A 26,953-nucleotide genomic window follows, 5' to 3' on the forward strand; every position below is an offset into this window, starting at 1 on the left:
TGGCACATTAGTTGCAAAATAATTCTTAACGAATCGTTTGTTTCATGTCGCCCGGCCAGACCATAAAGGAATTTCTCATGTCAGCAAATGCACACTACCCGCAGATCAACCCGCCGCACCGCCTGCTGATGGGGCCGGGGCCGATTAACGCCGACCCGCGCGTGCTGCGCGCCATGGCGAGCCAGCTTGTCGGCCAGTATGACCCGGTGATGACCGGCTACATGAACGAAGTGATGGCGCTCTACCGCGACGTCTTTCGCACGCAAAACCGCTGGACAATGCTGGTGGACGGCACGTCGCGTGCGGGCATCGAGGCGATTCTGGTCTCCGCCATTCGCCCCGGCGACAAAGTGCTGGTGCCGGTGTTTGGCCGCTTCGGCCATCTGCTGTGTGAAATCGCCCGCCGCTGCCGCGCCGAGGTGCACGCTATTGAGGTGCCGTGGGGAGAGGTGTTTACCCCGGACCAGATTGAAGAGGCTATCAAAAAAGTGAAGCCGCGCCTGCTGCTTACCGTGCAGGGCGACACCTCCACCACCATGCTCCAGCCGCTGGCGGAGCTGGGCGACATCTGCCGTCGCCACGGCGTGCTCTTTTATACCGACGCCACCGCGTCGCTCGGCGGCAACGAGCTGCAAACCGACGCCTGGGGGCTGGACGCTGTCTCCGCCGGCCTGCAAAAGTGCCTCGGCGGCCCGTCCGGCAGCTCGCCTGTTACCTTGAGCGCGCAGATGGAAGAGGCTATCCGCCGTCGTAAGCACGTGGAGGAGGGCATTCGCACCGCCGCCCATGAGGATGGCGATGAGGAGATGATCTACTCCAACTATTTCGACCTCGGCATGGTGATGGATTACTGGGGGCCGGAGCGGCTGAACCACCATACCGAAGCCACCAGCATGCTGTTCGCCGCCCGCGAGTGCGCGCGGATCATGCTGGAAGAGGGCATGGATAACCTTATCGCCCGTCACGCACTGCACGGCGACGCGCTGCTGGCGGGCATTCAGGGCATGGGGCTTGAGCCGTTCGGCGATCTCCGTCACAAGATGAATAACGTGCTCGGCGTGGTTATCCCTTCGCAGGTGCACGGCGAGGCGGTGCGCAAGCTGCTGCTGGAAGATTTCCATATTGAGATTGGCACCTCTTTCGGCCCGCTGCAGGGGAAAATCTGGCGCATCGGCACCATGGGCTACAACGCTCGCAAAGACTGCGTGCTGCAAACCCTGACGGCGCTGGAGGCGGTACTCAACCGCCTGGGCTTTAAAACCACCCAGGGCGCGGCGATGCAGGCGGCGTGGGACGTTTATGCGCGGAGCGCCGTATGAATGCACTGATGACCAGCCACGAGGCGAGCCTCGGCGCCGCGCGCGTTATGCAGCGCTGCGACCAGCTTGCGCACATCAGCGAAACGCCGGGGCAGCTCACCCGTGTTTACCTCTCGCCGGAGCATTTGCGCGCCAACGCGCTGGTGGCGCAGTGGATGAACGACGCGGGCATGCTCACCTGGCAGGATGCGGTGGGGAATATCTGCGGCCGCTACGAGGGGGCGACGGAAGGCGCCAGCGCCGTGCTGCTCGGTTCGCATCTGGATACGGTGCGCAACGCCGGGCGCTACGACGGCATGCTGGGCGTGATAAGCGCGATTGAGCTGGTCGACTGGCTCAACCGCCATAACCTGCGTCTGGCGCAGGCGATTGAGATTGTCGGCTTCGCCGATGAAGAGGGCACCCGCTTTGGCGTTACGCTGCTTGGCAGCCGCGGGCTGACCGGCAGCTGGCCCGCAGGCTGGCTGGAGGAGCGGGACGCGCAGGGCGTCACGATGGCGCAGGCGCTGGTTAACGCCGGGCTTGACCCCGCGCGCATCGGCGAGGCGGCGCGGAACGCGGCGGACTTCAGCGCTTACCTGGAGCTGCACATTGAGCAGGGCCCGGTGCTGGAGCGCGAAAACCTGGCGCTGGGGGTGGTCACCGCCATCAACGGCGCGAAACGCCTTGCCTGCCGCTTTACGGGCGAGGCGGGGCACGCGGGCACGGTGCCGATGAGCCACCGCCGCGACGCGCTGGCGGCGAGCGCCGAATGGATGGTGTTTATCGAGCAGACTACCCGCAGCTGGGGACCGGAGCTGGTGGCGACCGTTGGCACGCTCGCCTGCGAGCCGGGCGCGGTGAACGTTATCCCCGGCGCGGTCAACCTGACGCTGGATATCCGCAGCCCCAGCGACGCGCAGCTGGAAACGCTGCTGGCCCGCCTGCTGGAAGAGGCGGAGCAGATAGCGATCCGCCGGGGGCTCACCTTCAGTCAGGATACCTATTACGCGATCCCGGCGACGCTTTGCGATCAAACCCTGCAGGAGACGCTGGCGGGCGCGCTGGAGGCGACGCAGGGGCAGGCGCTGCGGCTGCCGAGCGGCGCGGGCCACGACGCCATCGCCATCGCCGAACGCTGGCCGGTCGGCATGCTGTTTGTGCGCTGCGCGGGGGGCGTCAGCCATCATCCGGCGGAAGCGGTGCAGGAAACGGACGTGGCGCTGGCGTTGGTCGCCCTGAGCCAGACGGTGACGACGCTTGCGCAGCACGCCTCGCCGCTGGCGCGCTTCAACGGCGCGAGCGAAGAGGACGCGGCGGCGATGATCTCTCCCTGTGTGGCCCTGCCGCACTGGACGGCGTCGCTGGTGCGGGGGCGGCCTTACGCCTCGCCCGGCCACCTGCTGGATGAAGCGGATGCGCTGGCGCGCGGCTGGAGCCTTGACGACCTGAACCTGGCGCTGAGCGCGCATCCGCGCATTGGCGAAAAAGCGCGGGGCGAAAGCAAAGAGGCCGCGCTTTCACGCGGCGAACAGGCGGCGGTTAACGCCCGGGACGCGGCGCTTGCCGACGCGCTGGCGGCTGGCAACGCCGCCTACGAGGCGCGCTTTGGCCGCGTCTTTCTTATTCGCGCCAGCGGGCGCAGCGGCGAGGAGATCTTAAGCGAGCTGTCGCGCCGCATGGAGAACGATGCTGAGCAGGAAGCGGCGGAAGCGCTGGACCAGCTGCGGCAAATCACCCTGTTACGGCTGGAAGGAGCCTTGCACCCATGAGTTCGCTCTCAACCCATATTCTCGATACCGCGCTCGGCAAGCCCGCCAGCGGCGTGGCGCTTCGCCTGGAGCAGCAGACGGCGCAAGGCTGGGAGACGCTTTGCGAAGCGCTGACCGACGCCGACGGCCGCTATAACGCGTTCACGCAGGCGCCGCTGAGCGCTGGCCGCTACCGGCTGACGGCGGAAATTGGTCTCTATTTTGCCCAGACCCTGCGCGAAACGCTCTACCCGACGGCGCAGATAGATTTCGTCGTTGCCGCAGGCGGCGGGCATTACCATCTGCCGTTTTTGATCTCTCCCTGGTCGTGGTCCACCTACCGCGGCAGCTGATTCTCACTCACGTAACGGAAGGGCACTATGAACAGAGAAAGCGCCTGCGCGCGCCCGGAAGACCAGCGTTACCCGGCGGTAAAAACCTTCGCCTGGGGCTTACAGCACGTGTTGACCATGTACGGCGGCATCATCGCGCCGCCGCTGATTATCGGCTCCGCCGCCGGGCTTTCGGGGGAGGATATCGGTCTGCTGGTGACCGCCGCGCTGTTTATCAGCGGGCTTTCCACGCTGCTGCAATCCTTCGGCCTGCCGTTTTTCGGCTCAAAGCTGCCGCTGGTGCAGGGCGTCTCCTTTGCCGGCGTGGCGACGATGGTGACTATCGTCTCCGGCGGCGGCGGGCTGCCGGTGGTCTTTGGCGCGGTGATCGCCTCTTCGCTGCTCGGGCTGCTGATTACGCCTTTCTTTGCGCACATTATTCGCTTCTTCCCGCCGGTGGTGACAGGCTGCGTGATTACGGTTATCGGCCTGTCGCTGATGCCGGTGGCGGCCCGCTGGGCGATGGGCGGTAACGCGAAAGCGCCGGACTGGGGCGCACCGTCGAATATCGGCCTCGCCGCGCTGACGCTTGGCGTCATTTTGCTGCTCAACCGCCTTGGGCGCGGCGGCGTTACCCGCATCGCGGTGCTGGCGGCGATGGTCATCGGCACGCTGGCGGGCGTCGCCGCCGGCAAAGCGGATTTCAGCGCCGTTTTTCAGGGCGACTGGCTGGCGATGCCGACGCTCTTCGCCTTCGGCATGCCGGTGTTTGACAGCGCCGCCATTCTCTCCATGTTCCTGATCGTGTTAGTGCTGCTGACCGAAACCACCGCCGGGCTGATGGCGGTGGGGGAGATTGTCGGCACCGACGTCAACGGGCGGCGCATCGCCAACGGCCTGCGCGCCGACATGCTCACCAGCGCGCTGGCGCCGGTGTTTAACTCTTTCCCGCAGAGCGCCTTTGCGCAGAATATTGGGCTGGTGGCGCTCACCGGCATTAAAAGCCGCTTTGTGGTGAGCGCGGGCGGGGTGATTTTGCTCGTGCTCGGCCTGCTGCCGGTGTTAGGCCGCGTGGTTGCCGCTATTCCCATGCCGGTGCTGGGCGGCGCGGGCGTAGTGCTGTTCGGCTCGGTGGCGGCGAGCGGCATCCGAACGCTGTCGAAAGTGGATTACAAAGAGAATATGAACCTGGTGGTGGTGGCGACGTCGCTGGCCTTCGGCATGATCCCCATCGTGATGCCCGCTTTTTACGATCAGTTCCCCGGCTGGGTACGCACGCTGTTTCACTCGGGCATCAGCGCCACCTGCCTTGTCGCCTTCGTGCTGAATATTCTGTTTAACGGCAAGTTTGTCGCCCTCGCCGCGCGGGGGAGGGCGAAGACGGTTAGCTAAGGGTAAACGGGTCGGCGTCCTGCCAGGCGGGGAACTTCTCGCGGTACTCGCGCAGGGCGCTGAGCGAGAGCTCGGCGTCAAGGCGCATCGCCTGATGGGCCACCCCTTCAGCCAGAATCTCCCCCTGCGGGCTGACGATGCGGCTGTCGCCCCGATAGTGGTGGCCGTTGCCGTCGCTGCCGACGCGGTTGCAGCCCGCCACGTAAGCCTGGTTTTCAATGGCGCGCGCCACCAGCAAGGATTGCCAGTGCAGCGAGCGCGGCGCGGGCCAGTTGGCGACATAGAGCGCGAGATCGTAGTCGTTGCGGTTGCGCGACCAGACCGGGAAGCGCAGGTCGTAGCAGACCAGCGGCAGGATGCGCCAGCCGCGCCACTCGATAACCAGACGCGCTTCGCCCGCCACGTAGTGATGATGCTCGTCAGCCATGCGGAACAGGTGGCGCTTGTCGTAAAAATGCACGTTGCCCTCCGGCTCCACCAGCAAAAAGCGGTTAACCGGGCCGCGTTCAGTTTGCAGCGCCGCGCTGCCTGCGACCATCGCGCCAGTCTGCTGCGCTTTTTCCCGCAGCCAGGCCACCACTTCCGCTTCCGGCATTGACTGCTGCGCCGCTTCCATGGCGAAGCCGGTGGTGAACATCTCCGGCAGCACGATAAGATCCCGTCCGGTAATGGCTTCCAGCTGAATATCGAAATGACGCAAATTGGCAGGGCCGTCCATCCAGACCAGCGGCTGCTGCAACAGGGTGAGTTTTAAACCAGGCACGATTAAGGCTCTCTGTAAAAAGGGCGATGTTTCCACTGTAGCACGAGAGGCGAACAAACTGGCAAGAAGAGCAAGAGGCAAAAGGTGGGATAAAAAAGCCCCGCATGTTGCGGGGCTGAGGGTTAAGCGGCTTCTACGTTTCGCACGTTATCCGGCAGCTTTACCGGCTGGGTGGCGAGCGCTTCCGGCTCGAAATCGTCTACGTTAATACTGCGCAGACGGCTCGCTTCGGCGCGGGTCAGAATTTCCGCTTCCTGCGGATTGATGCGACCTTCTTTGAGCATCAGCGCCGCCAGCTCATCCAGACGGGTGAACGGCATGTTGTTGCCCAGCTCTTTGCACAGACGCAGGTGAATCGGCTCGGCGGCCATCACATCCGCCAGCGCCGCCTCCAACAGGCCCGCCGGGTTATGCTCGCTCGGCGTCAGGTACTGGCCGCGGCCAAGGCGGGAGCGGGTTTCCGACGGGATTTGCAGGATCTTCGCCACTTTATGGTCAAGCTTGTCTGAAGGCGCGTCATAACGGCGGCCCAGCGGGAAGATAGCCAGACGCAGCAGGCCCGCCACCGCGCCGTTCGGGAAGTTGCGCAGCAGGTCGTCAATCGCCTGTTCCGCCTGATAAAGCGCGTCCTGCACACCCCAGTGCACCAGCGGCAGATCCGCCTCGTGGCGACCTTCGTCGTCATAGCGCTTGAGCACTGCCGAGGCGAGATAGAGCTGGCTTAACACGTCGCCCAGACGCGCGGAGATGCGCTCGCGGCGTTTCAGGCTGCCGCCCAGCACCGCCATGGAGACATCCGACAGCAGCGCAAGGCTAGCGCTCAGGCGATTCAGGTGTTGATAATAGCGCTTCGTAGCGTCTTTGGTCGGCGCGGCGCTGGTCAGGCCGTTGGTCAGGCCGAGCCAGAAGCTGCGCACCGTGTTGCTGCCCACGTGGCCGATATGGCGGAAGAGCAGCTTGTCGAACGCATTCACATCGTTGTTCTGCGCGGCGGCCATCTCTTCCAGCACGTACGGATGGCAGCGGATGGCGCCCTGGCCGAAGATCATCATGCTGCGGGTAAGGATGTTGGCCCCTTCCACGGTGATGGCGATAGGCGCCCCCTGGTAACCACGGGCCAGAAAGTTGCTTTCGCCAAGCATAATGCCTTTGCCGCCCGCGATATCCATCGCATCGATAATCGAGCGCTGGCCGCGGTGCGTGCAGTGGTATTTCACAATCGCCGACAGCACCGCCGGTTTTTCGCCAAGCATAATGCCGTAGGTGATAAGCGAGGCGGCGGCGTCCATCACATAGGCGTTGCCCGCAATGCGCGCCAGCGGCTCTTCGATCCCTTCCATCTTGCCGATAGAGATTTTGAACTGGCGGCGAATATGAGCGTAAGCGCCCGTCGCCAGCGCGATGGTTTTCAGGCTGCCGGTGGAGTTAGAAGGCAGGGTGATGCCGCGGCCCACGGAGAGGCATTCCACCAGCATACGCCATCCCTGACCGGCCATTTTCGGTCCGCCAATGATGTAGTCGATCGGCACGAAGATATCTTTGCCGCGGGTCGGGCCGTTCTGGAACGGCACGTTCAGCGGGAAGTGGCGTCTGCCAATCTCCACGCCCGGGGTGCTTGTCGGGATAAGCGCGCAGGTGATGCCGAGCTCTTCCTGGTCGCCCAGCAGATGGTCCGGGTCGGAGAGTTTAAACGCGAGGCCCAGCACGGTGGCGATAGGGGCAAGCGTAATGTAGCGCTTGTTCCAGGTCAGGCGCATGCCGAGCACTTGCTCGCCTTGCCACTCGCCCATGCAAACCACGCCGGTGTCGGGAATAGCGCCTGCGTCGGAGCCCGCTTCAGGGCTGGTGAGCGCGAAGCAGGGGATCTCCTGGCCGCGCGCCAGGCGAGGCAGGTAGTGATCTTTCTGCTCATCGGTGCCGTAGTGTTGCAGCAGTTCGCCCGGGCCGAGGGAGTTCGGCACGCCGACGGTGATGGCGAGAATGCCGGAAACGCCCGCCAGTTTTTGCAGCACGCGAGACTGGGCGTAAGCGGAGAACTCCAGCCCGCCGTACTCTTTCTTGATGATCATCGCGAAGAAGCGGTGCTCTTTTAAGTACGCCCACAGTTCCGGCGGCAGATCCGCCATTTCATGGGTTATCTGGAAATCGTTCGCCATGCGGCACGCTTCTTCTACCGGGCCGTCGAGAAACGCCTGCTCTTCGGCGGTCAGCTGCGGTTTCGGGTAGTTATGCAGCTTCTGCCAGTCCGGGTTGCCGCGGAACAGGTCGCCTTCCCACCAGGTGGTGCCCGCATCGATCGCTTCTTTCTCGGTGCGGGACATCGGCGGCATCACTTTACGGAAGCCGCGGAATACCGGCGCGGAGATAAGGGCTTTGCGCATTGGCGTAAAGAGGAAGGGGACAAGAATAATCGCCAGCGGCACCAGCACCCAGATGGACCACAGGCCCGCCGCGCCGAGCGCCGCTGTCCACGCCAGCAGAATCAGGCTGCTTAGCAGAAGGCTCACCCGGTGATAGAAGAGCGCACCGAGCAGAATGACGGTTGCAACAATACTCAAAATCATCATAGAGAAAAGCTCCCTGGCTTGTAGGAGGTCTGACCACTTGTGATGTTATGGTTGTAGAGGATGTGACGTTTTTTAGCAATGTGTTCACAAAATAATTACAACCTGGCTCACATTGTTGCCGCACGGAAAAACAAAACCGCCGCCGCGCTCACCCCGCGACGCTTCTCGCTTTCGGCGCTATCCGGTACACTGCGTGGTGATATTTTCTAAATGCTGAAGGACATCCTCATGTACCAGGATCTGATTCGTAACGAACTGAACGAAGCGGCGGAAACGCTGGCGAATTTCCTGAAAGAAGACGCCAATATTCACGCCATTCAGCGCGCGGCGGTGCTGCTGGCGGACAGCTTCAAGGCGGGCGGCAAAGTGCTCTCCTGCGGCAACGGCGGCTCCCACTGCGACGCCATGCATTTCGCCGAAGAGCTTACCGGGCGCTACCGTGAAAACCGTCCGGGCTACCCGGCTATCGCCATTTCCGACGTCAGCCATATCTCCTGCGTCGGCAACGATTTCGGTTACGACCACATCTTTTCCCGCTATGTGGAGGCGGTCGGACGCGAGGGCGACGTGCTGCTCGGCATCTCCACGTCTGGCAACTCCGCTAACGTGATTAAAGCGATTGAAGCGGCGCGCGCGAAAGGCATGAAGGTGATTACTCTGACCGGTAAAGACGGCGGCAAAATGGCGGGCTCGGCGGATATCGAAATCCGCGTGCCGCACTTTGGCTATGCTGACCGTATTCAGGAAATCCATATCAAGGTTATCCATATCCTGATCCAGCTTATCGAAAAAGAGATGGTGAAGGCGTAAGGCAGTCGGGGGCCGCGGCCCCCTTTTCAGCGCGGTGGGAGGTGGAAATGTGTGAACTGCTCGGGATGAGCGCCAATGTGCCAACGGATATTTGCTTTAGCTTTACCGGCCTGGTGCAGCGCGGCGGCGGCACAGGGCCGCATAAAGACGGTTGGGGCATTACCTTCTATGAAGGCAAAGGCTGCCGCACGTTTAAAGATCCGCAGCCAAGCTATAACTCCCCCATCGCGAAATTAGTGCAGGATTACCCGATAAAATCCTGCTCTGTTGTCGCGCATATCCGCCAGGCGAACCGCGGCGAGGTGGCGCTGGAAAACACCCACCCCTTTACCCGTGAGCTGTGGGGCCGCAACTGGACCTACGCCCATAACGGCCAGCTTAAAGGCTACAAAACGCTGCAAACCGGTCAGTTCCGCCCGGTGGGGGAAACCGACAGCGAAAAGGCGTTCTGCTGGCTGTTGCACAAGCTGACCCAGCGCTATCCGCGCACGCCGGGCAATATGGAAGCGGTGTTTCGCTATATCGCCACGCTGGCGACCGAGCTTCGCGAGAAAGGCGTTTTTAACATGCTGCTTTCGGACGGGCGTTACGTGATGGCGTTCTGCTCCACTAACCTGTTCTGGATAACAAGGCGCGCGCCGTTTGGCGTGGCGAAGCTTTTGGATCAGGACGTGGAGATAGACTTCCAGAAAGAGACCACACCTAACGATGTGGTCACGGTGATTGCCACTCAGCCGCTGACGGGCAATGAAACCTGGCACAAGATAATGCCAGGCGAGTGGGCGTTATTCTGCCTTGGGGAGCGTATAGTTTGACGCCAGCTGCGGGTGAACCACCTGGCTGCTGATAGGCTTGCTCACCACGTAGTTGCCGTTAGAGACGGAAACCACCGGCGGCTGGCGGGTCATGGCGAAGTAGTCGTAGCCCGGCTTCAGCTGTTTCCAGAAGTTGATGTAGTAGGAGTACTTGTGGCGCTCCATGTTGGCGTCGGTCATGCGGAACGGGTAGATGCTTATCTGCACGCGAGGCTGGCCGAACACCAGCGCGCCGGTCACGAACTGGAAAATCTCGTCGATATTTTTGTCCGTCATGGCGTAGCAGCCCACCGACACGCAGGCGCCGTGGATCATTAAATATTTCCCTTCATAACCGTGTGCGCGGTCATAGGCGTTCGGGAAGCCGATGTTGATAGCCTTATAGAAGCGGCTGTCCGGCTTAAGCTGCGGACGCTCCACGGTGTAGAACCCTTCCGGGCTTTTAAAATCGCCCTGACGCTGTTTCGGGCCCAGACCGCCGGAGTAGTTACAGATTTTATAGCTGTCGAGCAGTTGATACTGTTCGCCCATCTTCACGTAAAGATCCAGCGTGCGCTCTTCTTTGAAGATCTGGATATAGACCGGCGAACCCATTAACTGCTGTTTTAGTTCTGATTTGATAGGGGTGTTACTGTCGCTGCTGAGCAAACTGGCAAAAGACATGCACGGCATCAGGAGCATTGCGATAAACAATGCAATTTTACGCATACTGCTTATTTCCTTGATAAATCTGTAACAATGCCAGGACGGCGAGAGAGCCCAAAATAAGATTATTCTGTCTCGGGAGCGCTCACATTAGCACCGCTGTTATTTTTCGCAAGCGTTGACTGCTGCGTTTACACTTCAGTTTTACTTAAACCGCCAAAGCGCTGCGTAATGTGACCGGAGACGAGCCAGAAGGTTCGCAAAAAACGTCTGGCTTAAACGTAAAAATTCAGATGACGCGCGCCGCTTTCGCGGCGCGAAACGTTAACCCTTGCGGGCGCTAAACTGACTCGGCGCATCCACCATCACGCCATCGGCGTTCAGTTCCACCGCTTTTTCATAGTCCTGTGGCGAATTAACGCCGAAAAAGAGGATGTGCGCTTCGCCGTGCGAGCGAAAGCACGCCATTGCCTCTTTATCCCAGGTCAGCGTCGCAGCGGAGACGCCTTCGCCCAGCGTGAATTTTTCCACCACCTCCACGTTGCGGTTCAGTTCAAGCCCATACCAGCGCGGTTGTTCATCGGCGACAGGCGGCGGGCACTGGTGCGAGAGCGAAACCGTAGCCAGCCGGGTGCGGGTTTCGCTGCGGGTGACGAAGCGCGGCACGGCGGCGGGCAGGGCGCTGATATACCGGTCTTCCGTTGAGTAGACACGCACGCGCCCGAGGCTGCGCGTTTTCTCAAGCACCGCCAGCAGCCGTCGCCCCATCTCCTCCGGCGCGGCGTCCGGCGATTTGATGTCGAGATAAAACGGCGTTTGCGGCCACCTTTGCAGCACGGCTTCCAGCGTCGGGATGGTGGCGCCTTTGCCGCGCCAGGGGTGCGTGGTGTCGCCCCATTTCCAGCCCGCGTCGATGGCGCCGAGCTCTGCAGCGGTGAAACGGGAGACCGGGCCGTTGCTGTTCGTCAGCGCGCTTAAGTCGCTCGGGCGATAAAGCACCGGCACGCCGTCTTTGCTGAGCTGCACCGTTACCCACACCGCGTCGGCGCGGTTTTTTAGCGCCAGCTCGATAGCGGGCAGGGTGTTTTCCGGCGCGTCGCCGGTGCCGCCCCGGTGGGCTATCAGCTGTGGGCTGGCGCAGGCCAGGGTGGAGGCGGCAAGCAGCAGCGTGGCAAGCGAAACTCGGGTCATGCTTTTCTTCCTTAATCTTTATTATTCAACAGGCGGCGGAGGCTTCTTGGTATCACAGCTTTATGACAGTGAATGGAGGGTGGTTGCCGCCGCGCCCATTTTTTGCCAGACTGTATGAACATACAGTGCGGGGCTTCGCGATGCGTAAAATCATTCATGTCGATATGGACTGCTTTTTTGCGGCTGTCGAGATGCGCGACAATCCGGCCCTGCGCGATATTCCGCTCGCCATCGGCGGCAGCCGCGAACGGCGCGGCGTAATCAGCACCGCGAACTACCCGGCGCGTAAATATGGCGTGCGCAGCGCCATGCCCACCGCCATGGCCCTCAAGCTTTGTCCGCACCTTACGCTGCTGCCTGGGCGTTTTGACGCCTATAAAGAAGCTTCCGCCCATATCCGTGAAATCTTCTCCCGCTATACCTCGCTGATTGAACCGCTGTCGCTCGACGAAGCCTATTTAGATGTCACCCACAGCCCGCACTGCTACGGCTCCGCCACGCTGATGGCGAAAGAGATTCGCCAGACTATTTTGGACGAGCTGCAGCTCACCGCGTCGGCGGGCATCGCGCCAGTGAAGTTTCTCGCCAAGATAGCCTCCGATCTCAACAAGCCCAACGGGCAGTATGTGATAACGCCGGAAGAGGTGCCGGAGTTTCTGCGCACGCTGCCGCTCGGCAAGATCCCGGGCGTGGGGAAAGTGACGGCGGCAAAGCTCGAAAGCCTCGGGCTGCGCACCTGCGAGGATGTGCAAAACAGCGATCTCGCCGCGCTGCTCAAGCGCTTTGGCAAGTTTGGCCGCGTGCTGTGGGAGCGCAGCCAGGGAATAGACGAGCGCGAGATAAGCAGCGACAGGCAGCGTAAATCGGTAGGGGTGGAGCGTACGCTTGCACAGGATATTCATGAATGGTCCGAGTGCGAGGCGATTGTCGAGCGCCTTTACCCGGAGCTGGAGCGCCGCCTCGCCGCCGTACAGCCGGATTTGCGCATCGCCCGTCAGGGGGTGAAGCTGAAATTCAACGATTTCCAGCTCACCACGCAGGAGCACGTCTGGCCGATGCTGAACAAAGACGATTTGCTCGCCACCGCCCGTAAAACGTGGGAAGAACGCCGGGGCGGGCGCGGCGTGCGGCTGGTGGGGCTGCACGTTACCTTGCTCGACCCGCAAATTGAGCGTCAGCTGGTGCTGGGGCTTTAAGGGCAGGCAGGAGTGTTCTGCGGTGGCGCTGCGCTTATCCGCCCTGGGTATGCCGTAAACCCTCACCCTGGCCCTCTCCCAGGAAGGGCGAGGGGAAAAGGCGCGGACCTGCGCGGGCGCCTATTCACTCGCTGGCCGGTTCCCTCCCCGCCGGGGTGAGTGGCTGACGACAACACAAACGTAATGCGTTACGCTTCCTCCAGCAGCCGACCGGAAAAATCACGATGAACCATGTCACCCTTCGCGACTACCAGCCGCAGGATCTCCCCTGGCTGGCGCAGCTGTTCATTCTCTCGGTTACCGAAGTGGCCAGCCGGGACTATAGCCCCGCCCAGATCCGTGCCTGGGCGCAGGTGGACGAAGCCTGCTGGCGGGAACGGCTCGCCCGCGCCCGCGTTTTCGTCGCCTGCGACGGTGAAAAGCGGCTTGGGTTTATCTCGCTTGAGCATGAAGGGCATATCGATTTGCTGTTTGTCCACCCGCAGGCCCTGCGCCGGGGAGTTGCCGCCGCGCTGCTGGCGCGTCTGGAGCAGGCGGCCCGCCAGCAGCGGTTAACCCGTCTGACTACCGATGCGAGTATTACCGCGCGGCCGTTTTTTGCGGCCAACGGCTTTAGCATTGAGCAGGTGCAAACCGTGGCGCTGCGCGGAGAAACGTTTACTAACTACCGCATGGTAAAAACACTGTCGACAACATAAAGCAGCCCGGGCTGCTCCTACCTAAACTAATAGGCAGGCGCTTTTTTTCGCCGCTGGCGGTTGTGGCGGGGTGGCCATGTGGTTATTATGCAAGCCGTTTTTTTCCATTCTCTTCATCTGCAAAGGAGGCACATCATGACTTACTCACCGCTGATTACGCTTTGCAGACTGACCCAGGAATAATTTCCTCGCTTTTTTTGCCCGGGTTTTCGTCTGCCACATCCTTATTTTTTTCCTGTTACAGGATGGGTATATGGGCAATTTTATACGTCCCTTATCTGACGCCGTCGCTTACGTTGCGTCGGATGACCTCTGGATCGAAAGCGACGCCACCCGGCAGCTTTTAAACACCGCCAGATTGCCGGGCATGACGCGCGTCGTCGGCATGCCGGATCTGCATCCAGGCCGCGGGTATCCCGTCGGCGCGGCATTTTTCTCCGTTAACCATTTTTACCCGGCGCTGGTAGGCAACGATATCGGCTGCGGCATGGGGCTGTGGCAAACCTCGCTGCAGAGCCGCAAAGTGAATCTCGATAAGCTGGAAAAGCGTGCGCAGAGCTACAGCGATGCGGCGCCGCCAGAGTGGCTGGAAGCGGCTTTGCCGCCGACGCTGGCGGCGCACCCCTATGCCGCTTCTCTCGGCTCGGTCGGCGGCGGCAACCACTTCGCCGAATTGCAGCAGGTGGAGAGCGTTTACGATGACGAGGCGGTCAGCGCGCTCGGCATTAACGCAAAGCAGCTGTTGCTGCTGGCGCACAGCGGTTCGCGCGGCTTGGGCCAGCAGATCCTGCGCGCCCACGTGGAGCGCTTCTCCCACAGCGGTCTGGAAGAGGGCAGCGACGCGGCGAACGATTACCTGGCGCAGCATAACGACGCGCTTACGTTCGCCGTCGCCAACCGCGCGCTTATCGCCCGTCGCCTGCTTGAGCACTTCAGGGAAGAGGGGGAGCGGCTGCTCGACGTGAACCACAACCTGGTAGAGCCGTACGTTTTCAACGGCCAGCCCGGCTGGCTGCACCGCAAGGGCGCCACGCCCGCCAGCTGCGGCCCGGTTGTTATTCCCGGCTCGCGCGGCGATTACAGCTATCTGGTGCAGCCGTTAAACAGCAGCGATGCGCTTGATTCGCTGGCTCACGGCGCCGGGCGCAAATGGATGCGCACCGAGTGCAAAGGGCGGCTTTCCGGGAAATTCAGCCCGGCGCAGCTTGCCCGTACGCCGCTTGGCAGCCGGGTGATTTGCCGCGACCGCCAGCTTATCTATGAAGAGGCGCCGCAGGCGTACAAATCAATAGAGAGCGTGATGGAATGCCTCACGGGCGCCGGGCTGGTGAAGCCGCTGGCGCGCCTGAAGCCGGTGCTGACGCTGAAAACCAGCGGGGAGCGAAGCGAATGAGGCTGTTGCAACTCTCCTCCGCTCAGGGGCCGGACGAATGCTGTCTGGCGGTGAGCAAAGCGCTGGCGCGGCTGGCTGAGGAGGCCTGCGCCGCAGGCGTAACGCTGAACAGGGTGGAAGAAGAGCCGGGACGCGTGGCGGGCACGCTGCGATCGGTGCTGGTTTCGCTCACGGGCGAACAGGCGCAGGCGCTTGCCGAACGCTGGCGCGGCACGTTGCAGTGGACGTGCGAAAGCCCTTATCGCCCGCGCCATGGCCGCAAAAACTGGTTTATTGGCGCGGAGGTATTTACGCCGGTGAGCGAGGTGCCGGAAAGCGACATTCGCTTTGAGGCGCAGCGCGCCTCCGGGCCGGGCGGCCAGCACGTCAATAAAACCGACTCGGCGATACGCGCCACGCATCTGGCGAGCGGCATCAGCGTGAAGGTGCAGTCAGAGCGCAGCCAGCACGCCAATAAAAAGCTGGCGCGGCTGCTGATAGCCCACAAGCTGGAAGCGTTGCGGGAAGCGCAGCACGCCGGACAGAAGGCGCAGCGGCGGCGGTTTCATCATCAGATAGCGCGCGGCAACCCGCAGCGCTGCTTTACGGGCAAAGGCTTTACGCCCGTGAAGTAATAAAAAACCCCGCCCTGGTAAGGCGGGGTTTTTCGTTCTGCGGGGGAGTGTGCTGAGTAAGCGCGACAAACAAAAAAGGCGGCCCGCTGGCCGCCTTATTACACGCTTTCGCTTACTTAGCCGGAATGGCTTTCAGCAGCTCGGTCAGCAGCGTCCAGTACTGGCCCACGCTTTCAATGTGAACCTGCTCGTCCGGGGAGTGCGGACCGGTAATGGTCGGCCCGATGGAGACCATGTCCATCTCCGGGTACGGCTTCTTGAACAGGCCGCATTCCAGGCCAGCGTGGATAACCTGAATGTTCGGCGTCTTATTGAAGAGCTTCTGGTAAGTTTCACGCACCAGCGCCATTACCGGGGAAGAGGCGTCCGGCTGCCAGCCCGGGTAGCTGCCTTTGGCGACGGTTTCGGCGCCTGCAAGCTGGCCCAGCGCTTCCAGCGTCTGCACCACGTAATCTTTGCCGCTGTCGATAAGCGAGCGGATAAGGCAGATGATTTGCGCTTTGTCGGCATCGGTCGTCACCACACCGAGGTTCAGCGAGGTTTCCACCACGCCTTTAGCGACGTCGGAGTTGCGGATAACGCCGTTCGGCGTGGCGTTCAGCAGGCCGATAAAGGCATCGCGGCATTTCGCAGTCAGCGCGCCATGCTCAGCCGTCGCCTGCTCAACCAGCACGGTGATGTTTTTTTCTTTTGCAGAGAGTTCGTTATTCAGGATATCAAGGTACGCCGCCGCCAGGGTTTTCAGCGCATCGGCTTTATCCGCCGGAACGGCAAGCGTGGCGAACGCTTCACGCGGGATAGCGTTGCGCAGCGTGCCGCCGTTAAGGTCTATCAGGCGCGCGTCCAGTTCTTTGGCGTGAGCGAACAGGAAGCGGGCCAGCAGCTTGTTGGCGTTGCCGAGGCCTAAGTGAATATCCGCGCCGGAGTGGCCGCCCTTAAGGCCTTTTACCGTCAGCTTAACGGTCTGGTAGCCCGCCGGCACCGCTTCGCGCTCAAGCGCAAGGGTAGTGATGAAATCGATGCCGCCTGCGCAGCCCATGTAGATTTCACCCTCTTCTTCGGAGTCGGTGTTAATGAGAATATCGCCCTGCAGCCAGTTCGCCTGCAGACCAAACGCGCCGTCCATGCCCGCTTCTTCGGTCATGGTCAACAGCACTTCCAGCGGACCGTGCTGAACGGCGTCGTCCGCCAGCACCGCCAGCGCGGAGGCCATGCCGATGCCGTTGTCGGCGCCAAGGGTGGTGCCGCGCGCTTTCACCCATTCGCCGTCAACGTAAGGCTGGATAGGATCTTTGGTGAAGTCATGAACGGTGTCGTTATTTTTCTGCGGCACCATGTCGAGGTGCGCCTGCAGCACCACCGGCTTGCGGTTTTCCATGCCGGCGGTGGCCGGTTTGCGGATCAGAATGTTGCCTACCTGGTCGCGCTGCGCAAATAGCCCCTTTTCCTTCGCCCAGCCCATGATGTGTTCGGCGAGTTGTTCTTCATGGTAGGAAGGGTGAGGAATGGAGCAGATTTTAGCGAAAATATCCCACAGCGGTTGGGGGGAAAGCTGAGACAGTTCAGACACGTTAAGTCTCCTTGACGACGACCCGGCGAAGCCTCGCTGGCGGGTCACAGGTTATCATTGAAATGTGCCGCAAGCCTTGCCTGGGCGATGGGCTGAGAATACCACTTTATGCTGCGCCATGTAGCCCGCAGCGAGTAAAAACCAAGGCGCACCCGCGCAAGGCTGGTTTTTAGTGCGCCAGATCTCTATAATCTCGCGCAACCTATTTCCCCCCTGAACACTTTTTAAGCCATTTTTTTAACTGGCCGGGACACTTCACATGAGCGAAAAATACGTTGTCACCTGGGATATGTTGCAGATCCACGCGCGCAAGCTGGCAAGCCGCCTGCTGCCTTCTGAACAGTGGAAAGGCATTATTGCCGTTAGCCGCGGCGGTCTGGTGCCGGGCGCTCTGCTGGCGCGCGAACTGGGTATTCGCCATGTCGACACCGTTTGCATCTCCAGCTACGACCACGATAACCAGCGCGAAATGAAAGTGCTTAAGCGCGCCGAAGGCGACGGTGAAGGCTTCATCGTGGTGGACGACCTGGTTGACACCGGCGGCACCGCCGTCGCTATCCGTGAAATGTATCCAAAAGCGCGTTTCGTCACCATTTTCGCCAAGCCGGCCGGTAAGCCGCTGGTGGACGACTACGTGATCGACATTCCGCAGGATACCTGGATTGAACAGCCGTGGGACATGGGCGTGGTCTTCGTGCCGCCGCTGTCCGGCCGTTAATCGCCATTCTTACGATGTTTTACGCCCGGCTTTGCCGGGCGTTTTGTTTTTTTGGCGCCCGGGCGAGTACAATTAGAGTTCCTGTTGTTTTCATGGAGCCGGAAAGCTATGTCGCAGGCCAACCTTAGCGAAACCCTGTTCAAGCCGCGTTTTAAACACCCCGAAACCTCGACGCTGGTCCGCCGCGTGCATCACGCGCCGGCGCCGCATATTGAATCCACGCTGGAAGGCAAAACGGTGCCGCACTGGTATCGCATGATCAACCGCATTATGTGGGTCTGGCGCGGCGTCGACCCGCTGGAAATTCTCGACGTGCAGTCGCGCATCGTGCTGAGCGACGCCGAGCGCACCGATCCGGCGCAGTACGACACGGTGGTCGGCTATCGCGGCGGCAACTGGATCTATGAGTGGTCGAAGCAGGCGATGGCGTGGCAGCAGCGCGCCGCGCAGGAAACGGATGAAGCCCGCATCGGCAAAGCCTGGCTTCAGGCGGCGAACCTCTACAGCATCGCGGCCTATCCGCACCTGAAGGGCGATGAACTGGCGGAGCAGGCGCAGGTGCTGGCGAACCGCGCCTATGAAGAGGCCGCCACCCGCCTTGCCGGCAAACTGCGCGAGCTGGAGTTTACTGTTCCCGGCGGCGCGCCGATTAACGGCTTTCTGCACCTGCCTAAAGGCGGCGACGGCCCGTTCCCGACGGTGCTTATCTGCGGCGGGCTCGATTCCCTGCAAAGCGACTACTATCACCTTTTTGAGCACTACTTCGCGCCGCGCGGCCTCGCCATGCTCACTATCGACATGCCTTCCGTCGGCTTTTCTTCTAAATGGAAACTCACCCAGGATTCAAGCCTGCTGCACCAGCATGTGCTGAAGGCGCTGGAGAATCTCCCGTGGGTGGATCACACCCGCGTGGCGGCGTTTGGTTTTCGCTTCGGCGCCAACGTGGCGGTGCGGCTGGCGTATCTTGAAGCGTCGCGCCTGAAGGCGGTGGCCTGCCTCGGGCCGGTGGTGCATCAGTTGCTGAGCGACCCGGCGCGCCAGGCGCAGGTGCCGGAGATGTATATGGATGTGCTGGCAAGCCGTCTCGGCATGTATGACGCCTCCGACAGCGCGCTGCGCGTGGAGCTTAACCGCTACTCGCTGAAAACCCAGGGGCTGCTCGGCCGCCGTTGCCCGACGCCGATGCTCTCCGGTTTCTGGCAGGACGACCCGTTCAGCCCGGAAGAAGAATCGCGTTTAATCACCTCGTCATCTGCCGATGGCAAGCTGCTGGAGATCGCCTCCAGCCCGGTATACAGCAACTTTGACAAGGCGCTCACGGAAATTACCGGGTGGATGATTCATAAACTGCGTTAATTGATTGCTAAATTCCATCGGTTTGGTAAAACAGTTGCATCACAAAAGGAGATCGCAATGACGTTACCGAGTGGACACCCGAGAAGCCGATTGATCAAGAAATTTACTGCCCTTGGCCCGTACATCCGGGAAGAGCAATGTGAAGGAAACCGCTTCTTTTTTGACTGCCTGGCCGTTTGCGTTAACGTGAAGCCTGCGCCGGAGAAGCGAGAGTTCTGGGGATGGTGGATGGAGCTGGAAGGCCATGAAACCGGCTTTACCTACAGCTGGCATTTTGGGCTGTTTGATAAAGAAGGGAAATGGGTTCCGACCGTCATCAAAGACAGCGAAGTGACCGCGAAGCTTGAGCAAACGTTGCAGGGCTTCCATGAAAGGCTGCGCCAGCTGTTAGCTTCACTGGAATTAACGCTGGAGCCGGCGGAAAATTTCAGCGAGCAGTTACTGAAAAGAACCGCGTAATCGCGCGCTGAATAAAAGACTAACCCCGCCATTGAGCGGGGTTAATTTTTTATCGTAGCCACACGATTTATTTTGGGCGCCCTTTATTAAGGACGCCCGGGGTATTAATCAGAACTGGTAAACCATGCCTAACGCGACAACGTCGTCGTTGTTGAGATTAAGCGCGTTATTGTCATCCAGCTGGTTAATTTTGTAATCAACAAAAGCGGACATGTTTTTGTTGAAGTAATAGGTTGCCGCCACGTCGATATATTTCACCAGGTCAACATCGCCAATGCCGTTTTCCACATCTTTGGCTTTGGACTGAACGTAACCCACGGACGGACGCAGACCGAAATCGAACTGGTACTGTGCGACCACTTCGAACGCCTGGTTTTTGTTGGCGAAGCCGCTGACGCTGGCGTTGGCGCCGTTAATCACCGCGGTGCCGGAGAACGGCGTCATGTTGCGGGATTCGCCATACATGGCGGCCAGGTAGATGTTGTTGGCGTCATACTTCAGGCCGGAGGTCCAGGCTTCGGCGTTGTCGCCCTGGCCATACACGCCGCGTTTCTGCGTCAGCGTGCGGTTAGAGTTCGCGTAGGCCGCGCCCACGCTCACGCCGCTGTCGCCCAGCGCGTAGGTCAGAGAAGCGCCGAAGCCGTCGCCGTTCGCTTTGCTGGCGGCGCGGCCGTCGTTCTCGTTTTTACCCTGGTACTGAAGGGCGAACTTCAGACCGTCAACCAGACCGAAGAAATCGGTGTTGCGGTAGGTGGCGACACCGGTGGTGCGCCCGGTCATGAAGTTATCGGTTTTCACCATCGAGTCGGCGCCAAATTCCGGGATCATATCGGTCCAGGCTTCCACGTCGTACAGCACGCCGTAGTTACGGCCGTAGTCGATAGAGCCGAAATCGGCGATTTTCAGGCCCGCAAACGCAAGACGGGTTTTGGTGGCGCTGTTGGTGTTGTCGCCTTCCACACGGTTAGCGGCAACCTGATATTCCCACTGGCCGTAACCGGTCAGCTGGTCGTTAATTTGCGTGGCGCCTTTAAAACCTAAACGGATATAAGACTGGTCGCCGTCAACGGACGCGTTATCGCTGATATAGTGTTCCGCTTTTACGCGGCCATATAAATCCAGTTTATTTCCGTTCTTGTTATAAACTTCAGCGGCCTGTGCGGAAGCGGCAACCATTACGCCAGTGATCACTAATGCCAGAGTGCTCTTTTTCATTTTGAAATCCCGATAAGTAAAACGCGCTAATATTCGCGGGTCGTGAGACCTGTGAAAAAACAAGGAGCGTTTTAACGGTTCGAAATGAAAGATTTATTACAGATTCAGAAAAATTTTAAATTCGCTTAAAAAAGTGTAAACGTCATAAAAATGTCAATATCCGCCGTTACGCTTGCCGATCCTGCTCAACATCCGGTGCGCTTTTCCCGGGCAGCAGTTGGCAAGAAGGGCCGCGCCTGTTACAACGTCTCTTTGGTTTGAATTTTTCCATTTTCGTTGAAACGGCAGAGAATCATGAGTGACAGCCAGACCCTGGTGGTCAAACTGGGGACCAGTGTCTTAACCGGCGGATCGCGCCGCCTGAACCGCGCCCACATTGTCGAACTGGTGCGCCAGTGCGCCCAGCTTCACGCCGCCGGGCACCGTATTGTTATCGTCACCTCCGGGGCCATCGCCGCCGGGCGCGAGCACCTGGGCTACCCGGAGCTCCCGGCGACCATCGCCTCCAAACAGCTGTTAGCCGCGGTGGGGCAGAGCCGCCTGATCCAGCTCTGGGAACAGCTTTTCTCTATCTACGGCATTCATGTCGGGCAGATGCTGCTGACGCGCGCTGATATGGAAGACCGCGAGCGCTTCCTGAACGCCCGCGACACGCTCACCGCGCTGCTCGATAACCGCATCGTGCCGGTCATCAACGAAAACGACGCCGTCGCCACTGCGGAAATCAAAGTGGGCGACAATGACAACCTCTCGGCGCTGGCGGCCATTCTGGCTGGCGCCGATAAGCTGCTGCTGCTCACCGACCAGCAGGGCTTGTTCACCGCCGACCCGCGTAGCAACCCGGACGCGGAGCTGATTCAGGACGTGTATGGCATTGACGATGCGCTTCGCGCTATCGCGGGCGACAGCATCTCCGGCCTGGGCACCGGCGGTATGGGCACCAAACTGCAGGCTGCCGACGTGGCGGGCCGCGCCGGCATCGAGACCGTTATCGCCGCGGGCAGCAAGCCGGGCGTGATTGGCGACGTAATGGAAGGGCTGCCGGTGGGCACGCGTTTCCACCCGCAGCAGTCGCCGCTGGAGAACCGCAAGCGCTGGATCTTCGGCGCGCCGCCCGCAGGGGAAATTACCGTGGATGAAGGGGCGCAGGCGGCCATTCAGGCGCGCGGCAGCTCGCTCTTGCCAAAAGGCATCAAGAGCGTTTCCGGCAACTTTTCGCGTGGCGAAGTCATTCGCATCCGCAGCCTTGACGGGCGCGACATCGCCCACGGCGTGAGCCGCTACAACAGCGACGCGCTGCGCCGTATTGCCGGGCATCACTCACAACAGATTGACGCTATTCTTGGCTATGAGTATGGCCCGGTAGCCGTCCATCGCGACGACATGATCATCAGCTAAGGAGCCTGCAATGCTTGAACAGATGGGCAAAGCCGCCAAAGCGGCTTCTTACCAGATGGCGCTGCTTTCCTCGCGCGAGAAAAACCGCGTGCTGGAGAAGATCGCCGATTATTTAGAAGCGCAGGCGCAAGAGATCCTGCTCGCCAACGAGCAGGATCTGCTGGAAGCGCGTCGCAACGGCCTGAGCGAGGCGTTGTTAGACCGTCTGGCCCTCAACCCGCAGCGCCTGCACGCCATCGCCAATGACGTGCGCCAGGTGTGCAACCTCGCCGACCCGGTAGGGCAGGTGATAGACGGCGGGCTGCTGGAGAGCGGTTTGCGCATCGAACGCCGCCGCGTGCCGCTGGGCGTGGTGGGGGTGATTTACGAAGCGCGCCCGAACGTGACGGTGGACGTCGCTTCCCTGTGCCTGAAAACCGGCAACGCCGCCATCCTGCGTGGCGGCAAAGAGACGTGGCGCACTAACGCCGCCACGGTAAAAGTCATCCAGCAGGCGCTGGAAGAGTGCGGCCTGCCCGCCGCCGCCGTGCAGGCGATTGAAAGCCCGGACCGCGCGCTTGTGAACGAGATGCTGCGCATGGACAAGTACATCGACATGCTGATTCCGCGCGGCGGGGCGGGGCTGCATAAGCTCTGTCGCGAGCAGTCCACCATTCCGGTGATCACCGGCGGGATTGGCGTGTGCCATATTTTTGTGGACGACACGGCGGAGTTCGCCCCGGCGCTGAACATCATTGCCAACGCCAAAACCCAGCGCCCGAGCACGTGCAACACCGTTGAGACACTGCTGGTGCATGACGCGATTGCGGCGCGTTTCCTGCCGGAGCTGAGTCAGGCGATGAGCGAGCGCGACGTGACGCTGCACGCGGACGAGAAAGCGCTGGCGCTGCTGGCGAACGGCCCGGCTAAGGCGGTGGCGGTGCAGGCGGAGAACTACGACGACGAGTGGCTTTCGCTGGACCTGAACGTGAAGCTGGTGAGCGGCCTTGACGGGGCGATTGAGCACATTCGCGAGCACGGCACCCAGCATTCAGACGCCATCCTCACCCGCACGCTTCGCAACGCCAACCGCTTTGTGAACGAAGTGGACTCCTCGGCGGTGTATGTGAACGCCTCCACCCGCTTTACCGACGGCGCGCAGTTTGGCCTGGGCGCGGAAGTGGCGGTGAGCACGCAGAAGCTGCACGCCCGCGGCCCGATGGGCCTGGAGGCGCTGACCACCTACAAGTGGATTGGCTTTGGCGACGATACCATTCGTGCTTAACTGAGGGCAGGGTGATGCAAAAACAGGCGGTTGAAACAACACCGTATTGACGCATCACCCGCTTTTGCTTACCCTTTTACACCGTGCTTCACGCTCGTGGACACATCTCTCAGGGCCGGTATAGCTCAGTTGGTAGAGCAGCGCATTCGTAATGCGAAGGTCGTAGGTTCGACTCCTATTACCGGCACCAGTTATATCAGGCACTTACACATCATTCGTTCCCTCCTGTTTTCCCATGTGGGACAGATTTGGGACAGAAACACCGAAAATAGAGTCGATTTGCTTCGCGTGCTCCGTCAGGTGATTCGGTGCAAGGTGAGCATAACGACGAACCATTTCGATAGACTCCCATCCCCCCATTTCCTGCAGAACAGAAATTGGTACTCCTGCCTGAACTAACCAGCTTGCCCAAGTATGCCTCAGGTCGTGGAACCTGAAATCCTCAATTCCGGCTCGTTTAAGCGCTGCTCTCCATGCTGTGTTTGCGTCGTAACGCATTTTACGAACTGTGGGCGCTTTCGTTCCGTCCGGCCTTGTGCTGCTTTCCTTGTAAACAAAAACCCATTTGTGATGGTTGCCTATTTGCCTTTTCAGCACGCGACATGCAGTATCATTCAGCGCCACGCCAATGGCCTGATTTGATTTGCTCTGCTCCGGGTGTATCCATGCCACCCGGCGCTGCATGTCTATCTGCTGCCATTCCAGATTGATGATGTTCGACCTCCTCAGCCCCGTAGCCAGCGCAAACTCGACAACGGACTTAAGCGGATCCGGGCATTCATCAATCAACCTTTTCGCCTCATGTGGTTCCAGCCACCTTATGCGCTTATTCTTCGGCTGCGGAACCTTCACAATTGGCGCCTTATCCAGCATCTTCCATTCGCGCTCGGCGGCCCGTAACAGTGCCTTGATGAAGGAAAGATGAGTGGCTTTGGTGGCAGTCGCTGCAGGGCGAGGAACATATGGCGGAACTGGTTTTCCCTTCTTCCTTAATGCCTCTTCCTTGAGCTTCCAGTTTTCCTCGTGCCGGCGGTTGGTCATCTTCTGGATCGCGTTATAGATTCGCGTCTCAGTGATGTCCTTCAGTTGCATCCCTGCAAAATGCTGTAGCCAGAATCCGATCCGGCTTTTGTCATCGTCCAGTGATTTCTTGTGCGCCTTCTCTTCAAGCCATCTGACGCACGCTTCCTCGAACGTCATATCCGGCGTTTCGCCAAGCTTACTTACCCGCCAGGCTTCAGCCTTCAGCTTGTCATGGAGTTCCGTGGCCTGCCTTTTGTCCTTTGTCCCAAGAGACTGCTTAAATCTTTTGCCGTCCGGCAATGTGAAACTGGCGTACCAGGTCTCACCTCTGCGGAAGAGTGACATATCAATTCCTCTCGTATGCCATCACCCGCGCTCACGGCGACAGTATGCAGCGGAGATTTCAGGGCTGCAATGCAAGCCTGGCGGGTAGTAAGATATGGGGATTTTGGTTTTGAGGGGTCTTTACGGGTTGCCTGTAGTCGTCCTGACTTTATCCAGCTTGTGGCGGTTGGTCTGGATATGCCGAGCATTGCGCAGGCTTCATCGAGAGTAATGCTGTATTGTTCCACTGCTTTCCTCCACGCATTAAAAAAGCCGCTGGGTTAGCGGCTTATTCGATATTTGCGCAGCATAGAAGGTCTATCAAAGCATCCTTCAACCGCTGATCACCTTCGCCATTAAACCTGCGTATGGCTTCCTCTAAAGCGTCGTAACAAACACTGGCCTCATCCATTGTCATTGAAATGAATACGCAGCCTTCTTCATGGTCATGATTGGCTTGCATTGCTCTCTCCATTGCTTAGCGCCTCATACTGCTGAGAAGTTGTATCGATGGGTTGGTTGACAGCAGGAGGGGCGGGGAGTGGCATCCAATGCGTCGGATTGGACATCCTGGTAGATTCTTCGATGATTATCCTGTCTGAGTATTCGTAAAACTCACCACTCGAAAATACTGCCGGATAAACATCGATGCCATGGTCGCAAACTGTAACCAAATCACCCTCATTCGGCATCCTGTCCGCGCACGCTATCCAGCCACCCTCTCCCTGCTCAGCCTTAAGCGCCTCCCTGCTTGCCTGCCATGCCTCCCACTGGCGCTGCTTGAGTCGGTTGATTGATATCAGACCAATACCATTTTTTTTCATTGCCACCTGCCTCGGCTGAAACCACGCCTCAAACTGCTCGCGATCACTCATTTGGTCTCCTTTGATGTGAGCATGGCGGCGCGGCAGACGTTCCGAATTTTCTGCGCCAGAAGCTTGTCACCAATGTTATGCGCTAACAGGCTTACAATCTGCCCCGCTAGCCCTTTTGGCATCTCATCAGGCACAACCATCGACTCGCGCTTGCGTCCTTGACTGTCCGAAGGCGCAGGCGGGGCAGTGCGAAAAGCTGCGGTTAGCATATCCACAGGCGCGGGCTGCTTTTCGTGCTGACTCTCAAGCCTGCTGTTTCGCTCTTTCATCGCCTGAACCGTTACAGATAGCAGGTCGATATCCGTTACCTTGCCGTGTAGAATTACCGCGATGCGCTCAACGATAGCGCGATAGTCTGGTTGTCTGGACTCTTTCATCACTCCCTCCCATACTCACGCGGCAGACACTTAAGCCGCCGCTGACCCGTCATCGCTGTTGCTACGTAGCTTTCCTTGCCGTTCTTCACTTCCACGCGAATCTTCGCTCCTTCCGCTCTGACCATGTAATCCGTTACCACTCCCTGCTTCCCGTAATCGCCGAACTTCTCCAGATGAGCTTTGAGCGCAAGGTCGCAGGCTATGCGCCCAACGGGGCTTTCTTTGCTGCGGTTGATTAGCCTCATGCTGCCTCCGTCTTCACAGCGTCAATGGCGCAGCCCGGCAGAAGCTCTACCGCTGCCGCCGCGCACTGATCGCCCCAGTGGTGCCAGCCTGGCGCCGCACTGCGGCTGAACAGTTCAATGCGAGGAACGTCGCCGTAAAGCAGTTCGAGACGGTGACGCACTTCCCACGGCTTCTCACTGTGCGCGCCGAGCGGGCTGTAGACGACCTGCTTAATCCCGGCGTTCTGGCGTTCAAGCCCGGCGCCGCAGGTAGCGATCAACAGGTCTTCGGTATTGGCCCGGGTGTGGTTTCCGCCGTTCATGCGCGTTTCGGCGTTGAGGAGGTCGAGGAAGTCGTAGAAGTCGCTGATCTCACCCTCGGCCAACGCCTTGTTAATGCGTAGCTCGGCGTTCTGATTCAACTTCACCCAGGTAAAACCTTTCATAGTGCGTACGGTGAATCCCCAGGCTTCGGCTAGTTCGATCGCCTCCTGGTTATGCGTGCCGGTGTACCACATCGCAAGCACCGCATTCTCTGCGGCAAGCTCCCATACAGGGAGCCGCTTAAGGTCGATGAGGCGCATAGTGGAGTAGTGGTCGGCAGCAGCGCCGTTGCTGATGGTGTTGCTGTAGGACCAGGGGGGATCGGCATAGATGAGAGAGTATTTGCCGTTCATGATACATC

General features: G+C 60.0%; 28 protein-coding genes, 1 tRNA gene and 1 pseudogene. 17 read left to right on the forward strand and 13 right to left on the reverse strand.

Annotated elements, in window-relative coordinates:
- Nucleotides 1-77: 77 nt before the first annotated feature.
- The 5 genes and pseudogenes from MT962_RS00100 to MT962_RS00120 all read left to right on the forward strand — a co-directional run bounded on the left by MT962_RS00100 (nt 78) and on the right by MT962_RS00120 (nt 4,773).
- A complete protein-coding gene (locus MT962_RS00100) occupies nt 78-1,319 on the forward strand; it encodes an alanine--glyoxylate aminotransferase family protein (RefSeq protein WP_247364007.1) in 1,242 nt (413 codons plus the stop codon).
- Nucleotides 1,316-2,566 (forward strand): annotated as a pseudogene (gene hpxK / locus MT962_RS00105) (allantoate amidohydrolase); the annotation flags it as partial. The gene MT962_RS00100 and the pseudogene hpxK, both read left to right, overlap by 4 nt.
- On the forward strand, nt 2,549-3,070 hold the full coding sequence (uraD, locus tag MT962_RS00110) for a 2-oxo-4-hydroxy-4-carboxy-5-ureidoimidazoline decarboxylase (protein WP_268237259.1): 522 nt from the start codon (nt 2,549-2,551) through the stop codon (nt 3,068-3,070). The pseudogene hpxK and the gene uraD, both read left to right, overlap by 18 nt.
- Entirely contained in the window at nt 3,067-3,402 is a 336-nt protein-coding gene (uraH, locus tag MT962_RS00115; protein ID WP_024559186.1) for a hydroxyisourate hydrolase, read from the forward strand. Before uraD ends, uraH begins: the two co-directional genes overlap by 4 nt.
- Nucleotides 3,403-3,429: 27 nt before the next feature.
- The gene (locus tag MT962_RS00120; protein WP_024559185.1) at nt 3,430-4,773 is read left to right on the forward strand and encodes a nucleobase:cation symporter-2 family protein; all 1,344 of its coding nucleotides are present in this window, start codon (nt 3,430-3,432) and stop codon (nt 4,771-4,773) included.
- Here MT962_RS00120 and MT962_RS00125 read toward each other — a convergent pair.
- Both MT962_RS00125 and fadE read right to left on the reverse strand, forming a co-directional pair.
- On the reverse strand, nt 4,766-5,536 hold the full coding sequence (locus MT962_RS00125; protein WP_024560166.1) for an amidohydrolase: 771 nt from the start codon (nt 5,534-5,536) through the stop codon (nt 4,766-4,768). The genes MT962_RS00120 and MT962_RS00125 overlap by 8 nt on opposite strands.
- Before the next feature lie 122 nt (nt 5,537-5,658).
- Nucleotides 5,659-8,103 carry an acyl-CoA dehydrogenase FadE gene (gene fadE, locus MT962_RS00130; RefSeq protein WP_024560165.1) on the reverse strand — a complete coding sequence of 815 codons (2,445 nt, stop codon included), beginning with the start codon at nt 8,101-8,103 and terminating at the stop codon, nt 5,659-5,661.
- A gap of 228 nt (nt 8,104-8,331) precedes the next feature.
- Between fadE and lpcA the strand changes: the two genes are divergently transcribed.
- Together lpcA and MT962_RS00140 are read left to right on the forward strand one after the other, a co-directional pair.
- Nucleotides 8,332-8,913, forward strand: coding sequence for a D-sedoheptulose 7-phosphate isomerase (gene lpcA, locus MT962_RS00135; RefSeq protein WP_247364010.1), 582 nt, complete (start codon nt 8,332-8,334; stop codon nt 8,911-8,913).
- A 47-nt stretch (nt 8,914-8,960) separates the two neighbouring features.
- Complete coding sequence (locus MT962_RS00140) at nt 8,961-9,728, forward strand: class II glutamine amidotransferase (protein ID WP_024558407.1); 768 nt, start codon at nt 8,961-8,963, stop codon at nt 9,726-9,728.
- Here MT962_RS00140 and dpaA read toward each other — a convergent pair.
- Both dpaA and MT962_RS00150 read right to left on the reverse strand, forming a co-directional pair.
- Entirely contained in the window at nt 9,699-10,436 is a 738-nt protein-coding gene (dpaA, locus tag MT962_RS00145) for a peptidoglycan meso-diaminopimelic acid protein amidase (protein ID WP_024558406.1), read from the reverse strand. The two genes, MT962_RS00140 and dpaA, sit on opposite strands and share 30 nt — an antisense overlap.
- 261 nt (nt 10,437-10,697) lie before the next feature.
- Nucleotides 10,698-11,564 (reverse strand): glycerophosphodiester phosphodiesterase family protein, encoded by an 867-nt coding sequence (locus MT962_RS00150; protein ID WP_048887323.1) that lies wholly within the window; start codon nt 11,562-11,564, stop codon nt 10,698-10,700.
- A gap of 140 nt (nt 11,565-11,704) precedes the next feature.
- Here MT962_RS00150 and dinB point away from each other — a divergent pair, with 140 nt between their 5' ends.
- From dinB to prfH, 4 genes are all read left to right on the forward strand, one after another.
- A complete protein-coding gene (gene dinB, locus MT962_RS00155; protein ID WP_024558404.1) occupies nt 11,705-12,760 on the forward strand; it encodes a DNA polymerase IV in 1,056 nt (351 codons plus the stop codon).
- Between the two features lie 224 nt (nt 12,761-12,984).
- Nucleotides 12,985-13,458, forward strand: a complete 474-nt coding sequence (locus MT962_RS00160; RefSeq protein WP_024560161.1) for a GNAT family N-acetyltransferase — start codon at nt 12,985-12,987, stop codon at nt 13,456-13,458.
- Nucleotides 13,459-13,711: 253 nt separating this feature from the next.
- On the forward strand, nt 13,712-14,851 hold the full coding sequence (locus MT962_RS00165; RefSeq protein ID WP_247364012.1) for an RNA ligase RtcB family protein: 1,140 nt from the start codon (nt 13,712-13,714) through the stop codon (nt 14,849-14,851).
- Entirely contained in the window at nt 14,848-15,465 is a 618-nt protein-coding gene (gene prfH / locus MT962_RS00170; protein ID WP_247364014.1) for a peptide chain release factor H, read from the forward strand. Before MT962_RS00165 ends, prfH begins: the two co-directional genes overlap by 4 nt.
- Before the next feature lie 112 nt (nt 15,466-15,577).
- Here the strand turns inward: prfH and pepD are convergent, their stop codons facing one another.
- On the reverse strand, nt 15,578-17,035 hold the full coding sequence (gene pepD / locus MT962_RS00175) for a beta-Ala-His dipeptidase (protein WP_024561762.1): 1,458 nt from the start codon (nt 17,033-17,035) through the stop codon (nt 15,578-15,580).
- 259 nt (nt 17,036-17,294) lie between these two features.
- Between pepD and gpt the strand changes: the two genes are divergently transcribed.
- From gpt to crl, 3 genes are all read left to right on the forward strand, one after another.
- The gene (gene gpt, locus MT962_RS00180) at nt 17,295-17,753 is read left to right on the forward strand and encodes a xanthine phosphoribosyltransferase (RefSeq protein WP_024558399.1); all 459 of its coding nucleotides are present in this window, start codon (nt 17,295-17,297) and stop codon (nt 17,751-17,753) included.
- 108 nt (nt 17,754-17,861) lie between these two features.
- Nucleotides 17,862-19,109 (forward strand): esterase FrsA, encoded by a 1,248-nt coding sequence (gene frsA, locus MT962_RS00185; protein WP_024561763.1) that lies wholly within the window; start codon nt 17,862-17,864, stop codon nt 19,107-19,109.
- A gap of 57 nt (nt 19,110-19,166) precedes the next feature.
- Nucleotides 19,167-19,568, forward strand: coding sequence for a sigma factor-binding protein Crl (gene crl, locus MT962_RS00190; protein ID WP_024561764.1), 402 nt, complete (start codon nt 19,167-19,169; stop codon nt 19,566-19,568).
- Between the two features lie 108 nt (nt 19,569-19,676).
- On the opposite strand, the gene ompC is transcribed toward crl, so the two are convergent.
- Nucleotides 19,677-20,783, reverse strand: coding sequence for a porin OmpC (ompC, locus tag MT962_RS00195; protein ID WP_247364016.1), 1,107 nt, complete (start codon nt 20,781-20,783; stop codon nt 19,677-19,679).
- A 294-nt stretch (nt 20,784-21,077) separates the two neighbouring features.
- Here ompC and proB point away from each other — a divergent pair, with 294 nt between their 5' ends.
- The 3 genes from proB to MT962_RS00210 all read left to right on the forward strand — a co-directional run bounded on the left by proB (nt 21,078) and on the right by MT962_RS00210 (nt 23,635).
- Complete coding sequence (gene proB / locus MT962_RS00200) at nt 21,078-22,181, forward strand: glutamate 5-kinase (RefSeq protein WP_024558395.1); 1,104 nt, start codon at nt 21,078-21,080, stop codon at nt 22,179-22,181.
- A gap of 10 nt (nt 22,182-22,191) precedes the next feature.
- The gene (proA, locus tag MT962_RS00205; RefSeq protein ID WP_247364018.1) at nt 22,192-23,445 is read left to right on the forward strand and encodes a glutamate-5-semialdehyde dehydrogenase; all 1,254 of its coding nucleotides are present in this window, start codon (nt 22,192-22,194) and stop codon (nt 23,443-23,445) included.
- Nucleotides 23,446-23,559: 114 nt separating this feature from the next.
- Nucleotides 23,560-23,635: transfer RNA gene (locus tag MT962_RS00210), tRNA-Thr, on the forward strand.
- A gap of 14 nt (nt 23,636-23,649) precedes the next feature.
- On the opposite strand, the gene MT962_RS00215 is transcribed toward MT962_RS00210, so the two are convergent.
- From MT962_RS00215 to MT962_RS00245, 7 genes are read right to left on the reverse strand one after another with little or no spacing between them, the layout of a single operon-like run.
- A complete protein-coding gene (locus tag MT962_RS00215) occupies nt 23,650-24,768 on the reverse strand; it encodes a site-specific integrase (RefSeq protein WP_247365039.1) in 1,119 nt (372 codons plus the stop codon).
- Complete coding sequence (locus MT962_RS22290) at nt 24,690-25,040, reverse strand: helix-turn-helix domain-containing protein (protein WP_247364020.1); 351 nt, start codon at nt 25,038-25,040, stop codon at nt 24,690-24,692. Before MT962_RS22290 ends, MT962_RS00215 begins: the two co-directional genes overlap by 79 nt.
- 41 nt (nt 25,041-25,081) lie before the next feature.
- Nucleotides 25,082-25,255, reverse strand: a complete 174-nt coding sequence (locus tag MT962_RS00225) for a hypothetical protein (RefSeq protein WP_247364022.1) — start codon at nt 25,253-25,255, stop codon at nt 25,082-25,084.
- Nucleotides 25,239-25,667, reverse strand: coding sequence for a DUF551 domain-containing protein (locus MT962_RS00230; RefSeq protein ID WP_247364024.1), 429 nt, complete (start codon nt 25,665-25,667; stop codon nt 25,239-25,241). The genes MT962_RS00225 and MT962_RS00230 overlap by 17 nt, the downstream gene beginning before the upstream one ends.
- Complete coding sequence (locus MT962_RS00235; protein WP_247364026.1) at nt 25,664-26,044, reverse strand: hypothetical protein; 381 nt, start codon at nt 26,042-26,044, stop codon at nt 25,664-25,666. The genes MT962_RS00230 and MT962_RS00235 overlap by 4 nt, the downstream gene beginning before the upstream one ends.
- A complete protein-coding gene (locus MT962_RS00240; RefSeq protein ID WP_247364028.1) occupies nt 26,044-26,289 on the reverse strand; it encodes a DUF4060 family protein in 246 nt (81 codons plus the stop codon). The genes MT962_RS00235 and MT962_RS00240 overlap by 1 nt, the downstream gene beginning before the upstream one ends.
- Nucleotides 26,286-26,945, reverse strand: coding sequence for an MT-A70 family methyltransferase (locus tag MT962_RS00245; protein ID WP_247364030.1), 660 nt, complete (start codon nt 26,943-26,945; stop codon nt 26,286-26,288). The genes MT962_RS00240 and MT962_RS00245 overlap by 4 nt, the downstream gene beginning before the upstream one ends.
- Between the last annotated feature and the right edge of the window lie 8 nt (nt 26,946-26,953).

This window comes from Franconibacter sp. IITDAS19 (genome assembly GCF_023079515.1).
Lineage (GTDB): Bacteria > Pseudomonadota > Gammaproteobacteria > Enterobacterales > Enterobacteriaceae > Franconibacter > Franconibacter pulveris.

Excerpts from the sequence above, each read along its gene's own strand:
- proA (WP_247364018.1), top strand. The coding sequence starts at position 22,192 with ATGCTTGAACAGATGGGCAAAGCCGCCAAAGCGGCTTCTTACCAGATG.
- ompC (WP_247364016.1), bottom strand. The coding sequence starts at position 20,783 with ATGAAAAAGAGCACTCTGGCATTAGTGATCACTGGCGTAATGGTTGCC.
- dinB (WP_024558404.1), top strand. The coding sequence starts at position 11,705 with ATGCGTAAAATCATTCATGTCGATATGGACTGCTTTTTTGCGGCTGTC.
- MT962_RS00100 (WP_247364007.1), top strand. The coding sequence starts at position 78 with ATGTCAGCAAATGCACACTACCCGCAGATCAACCCGCCGCACCGCCTG.
- MT962_RS00150 (WP_048887323.1), bottom strand. The coding sequence starts at position 11,564 with ATGACCCGAGTTTCGCTTGCCACGCTGCTGCTTGCCGCCTCCACCCTG.
- prfH (WP_247364014.1), top strand. The coding sequence starts at position 14,848 with ATGAGGCTGTTGCAACTCTCCTCCGCTCAGGGGCCGGACGAATGCTGT.
- MT962_RS00245 (WP_247364030.1), bottom strand. The coding sequence starts at position 26,945 with ATGAACGGCAAATACTCTCTCATCTATGCCGATCCCCCCTGGTCCTAC.
- MT962_RS00140 (WP_024558407.1), top strand. The coding sequence starts at position 8,961 with ATGTGTGAACTGCTCGGGATGAGCGCCAATGTGCCAACGGATATTTGC.
- fadE (WP_024560165.1), bottom strand. The coding sequence starts at position 8,103 with ATGATGATTTTGAGTATTGTTGCAACCGTCATTCTGCTCGGTGCGCTC.
- MT962_RS00240 (WP_247364028.1), bottom strand. The coding sequence starts at position 26,289 with ATGAGGCTAATCAACCGCAGCAAAGAAAGCCCCGTTGGGCGCATAGCC.
- MT962_RS00160 (WP_024560161.1), top strand. The coding sequence starts at position 12,985 with ATGAACCATGTCACCCTTCGCGACTACCAGCCGCAGGATCTCCCCTGG.
- gpt (WP_024558399.1), top strand. The coding sequence starts at position 17,295 with ATGAGCGAAAAATACGTTGTCACCTGGGATATGTTGCAGATCCACGCG.
- proB (WP_024558395.1), top strand. The coding sequence starts at position 21,078 with ATGAGTGACAGCCAGACCCTGGTGGTCAAACTGGGGACCAGTGTCTTA.
- MT962_RS00235 (WP_247364026.1), bottom strand. The coding sequence starts at position 26,044 with ATGAAAGAGTCCAGACAACCAGACTATCGCGCTATCGTTGAGCGCATC.
- MT962_RS00165 (WP_247364012.1), top strand. The coding sequence starts at position 13,712 with ATGGGCAATTTTATACGTCCCTTATCTGACGCCGTCGCTTACGTTGCG.
- MT962_RS00225 (WP_247364022.1), bottom strand. The coding sequence starts at position 25,255 with ATGCAAGCCAATCATGACCATGAAGAAGGCTGCGTATTCATTTCAATG.
- uraH (WP_024559186.1), top strand. The coding sequence starts at position 3,067 with ATGAGTTCGCTCTCAACCCATATTCTCGATACCGCGCTCGGCAAGCCC.
- crl (WP_024561764.1), top strand. The coding sequence starts at position 19,167 with ATGACGTTACCGAGTGGACACCCGAGAAGCCGATTGATCAAGAAATTT.
- frsA (WP_024561763.1), top strand. The coding sequence starts at position 17,862 with ATGTCGCAGGCCAACCTTAGCGAAACCCTGTTCAAGCCGCGTTTTAAA.
- MT962_RS00120 (WP_024559185.1), top strand. The coding sequence starts at position 3,430 with ATGAACAGAGAAAGCGCCTGCGCGCGCCCGGAAGACCAGCGTTACCCG.
- lpcA (WP_247364010.1), top strand. The coding sequence starts at position 8,332 with ATGTACCAGGATCTGATTCGTAACGAACTGAACGAAGCGGCGGAAACG.
- MT962_RS00230 (WP_247364024.1), bottom strand. The coding sequence starts at position 25,667 with ATGAGTGATCGCGAGCAGTTTGAGGCGTGGTTTCAGCCGAGGCAGGTG.
- dpaA (WP_024558406.1), bottom strand. The coding sequence starts at position 10,436 with ATGCGTAAAATTGCATTGTTTATCGCAATGCTCCTGATGCCGTGCATG.